Raw genomic sequence first — 2341 nt, 5'->3', positions numbered from 1 at the left:
GTCCGTTCGAGCAACTCAATGGCTTCCGATATCATGACGATTGGATGCGTAACTTGTTAATTGCCTCGTCTCTCAACGGGAGGAGACCGTTACCTCAATCTCCTCACACAAACTGAGGTGGAATCAGGAGTAATCGAACTCCTTACCCGACTTCTAAAAACTGCAGAAACTGAGGAGAGAATCGGCAGCATCATCGAAGTTCTAATAACCCAGGCATTGGCGTATGAGGCGAAAGGGGATTTGGCGGGGGCGATCGTACCCCTGGAACGCGCCTTAAACCTGGCCGAACCAGAGGGCTATGTTCGCATATTTGCAGAACACGGAGAACTGATGGCGCAACTGTTGCGAGAGGCTATGACTCGTGGCAGCACACCCACTTACACCGAGTGGCTATTGACCACCTTAGAAACCTGGGGGCAACCACAGGATGCTGCGTCCGCTGTTGCCCCTTCTCCCCAACCTTTAATTGAACCCCTCAGCCAACGAGAACTGGATGTTCTGCGATTACTCAGCACCGAACTCTCTGGCCCAGAAATCGCCCGTGAGCTGGTCGTGGCGTTGAGTACAGTGCGCACCCATACCAAGCGGATTTACAGCAAGCTCAACGTCACCAACCGGCGGGCCGCTGTGAAACGAGCCACAGAGCTGAACCTGATTTAGGCGATCGCCCCAATACCAACCCGATAATCTCAGGGTTTGGGATGGCGATTATACTGAATGCGTCTACCTAATCACCCATATCGGGGTATTAGGCTGACGAATTTCCACCTATTCACCTCAGACAGGATTTTAGGCTGAAATATTTCCCTATACATAATAATTAGCCAATCATAACTTTCAGGCACCTGCCATCATTATTTCAGAAGCTAGAAATTTTGAGATTAAATTTGTATTATCGCCTATAATTATCTCAAAATATGTTTAAATTGAGATAGTGAATATCAAACGCCCTCCGAAGATTGAGGCAGATCCTTTTTTGATTATAGCCTCTGATAGTCCTGATAAGCTGAATGAGTATTTGGAATTTTTTACCCCTATTGACAAGAAGGGAAGGTATCTCCATTTTGATGAGCTGAGATATCGGGTACCACCAAATATTGATATAGAACTGGCCTGGTCAATCGTTAAGCTTGCAAGGAATAGGCAGAAGTCTCCGTTAATTCAGTTGGGAGATCCTGCAACTAGCTGCCATTTTGTCCTCACTCCTCTTATTCAAAAGGCTATCTCAGAAACCGACAGAAATGCCACAAGCGCTTCCTTAGAGTGGATTAGCAGTAAAATCGGGGAGAGGGCTCAAATAGAATACTTATTGAATGACTTGATTGAAGATGAATCGATTAGTAGTAGTCAACTTGAGGGAGCAGCGACTACTACTAAAATAGCAAAGGAATTAATACGAAGAAATAGAAAGCCTAGGGATTCAGGTGAAAAAATGATCTTAGGTAATTTTAAAATGATGATGTTTGCTTGGGAACAGAGGAATAAATCATTATCTATAGATCTTATAAAAGAACTTCATCAAGTTGGTGTAGAAGATATAGATGATGATACTTATGTGCCTGGTCAATTTCGTAGAAATGATGATACTTATGTTGTTGACTCTAAAGGAGATATTGTACATACACCCCCTCCAGCTAGTGGATTAAAGAATAGGATTAAATCGATAGTTGAATGGTGCAATGCAAATCACGATGACATTGGAGAAAGCTCATATCTTCATCCTCTAATAAAAGCCATAGTTTTACATTTTTGTATCGGCTTTGAGCATCCATTTAGAGATGGAAATGGGCGTGTAGCAAGAGCACTGTTCTATTGGTACTTGTTTAAAAGTGATTTTGCTGCATTCAGGTATATTTCGATTAGTGTTTTGCTAAAAAAAGCACCTATAAAATATGGAAAAAGTTACCTTTATACAGAAACCGATGATATGGATTTAACTTATTTTATAGAGTATCAGAGTGGGATAATAATCAGAGCCATTGAAAATTTCAAATTATCTTATCAAAATGCTGCATTAGAAATTGAAAGGTTTAATAAGTGGCTCTGGGATTCTGGTCTTTACAAAAAGCTTAGCGACAAACAAAGAACAGTATTTCAAGTGGCGAAAAGTGGTATGGCACCTGCTTTCACAATCCGAGATGTAGAAAAGAATTTAGGTTGTTCATACAATACAGCGTCTTCCGTCTTGAATGGCTTAGTTAAGCTTAAATTGTTTTACAGAGTTAAAGAGGGAAGAGAATGGTGGTATTTCATGAAAGATAAAGATCAAATAATTGAATCATGGGGTAGCTAACACCATGATTCAATTTCTTGGTTGCAGTAAGTCGATTCACTATAGTAT

Annotated in this window: 2 protein-coding genes; both read left to right on the top strand. The window is 41.2% G+C overall.

Annotation, left to right across the window (positions count from 1 at the left end; genetic code table 11):
• The first annotated feature begins 60 nt into the window (after positions 1–60).
• Positions 61–660, top strand: coding sequence for a response regulator transcription factor (locus tag IQ260_RS29945; protein ID WP_193996698.1), 600 nt, complete (start codon positions 61–63; stop codon positions 658–660).
• 274 nt (positions 661–934) lie between these two features.
• Positions 935–2293: a Fic family protein gene (locus tag IQ260_RS31800; RefSeq protein ID WP_322745084.1), complete on the top strand. Its 1359-nt coding sequence runs from the start codon at positions 935–937 to the stop codon at positions 2291–2293.
• The last annotated feature ends 48 nt before the right edge of the window (positions 2294–2341 follow it).

Origin of the sequence: Leptolyngbya cf. ectocarpi LEGE 11479 (assembly GCF_015207065.1) — a bacterium.
Lineage (GTDB): Bacteria > Cyanobacteriota > Cyanobacteriia > Phormidesmidales > Phormidesmidaceae > Leptothoe > Leptothoe ectocarpi.
This window is presented reverse-complemented; position numbering and strand designations above follow the sequence as displayed.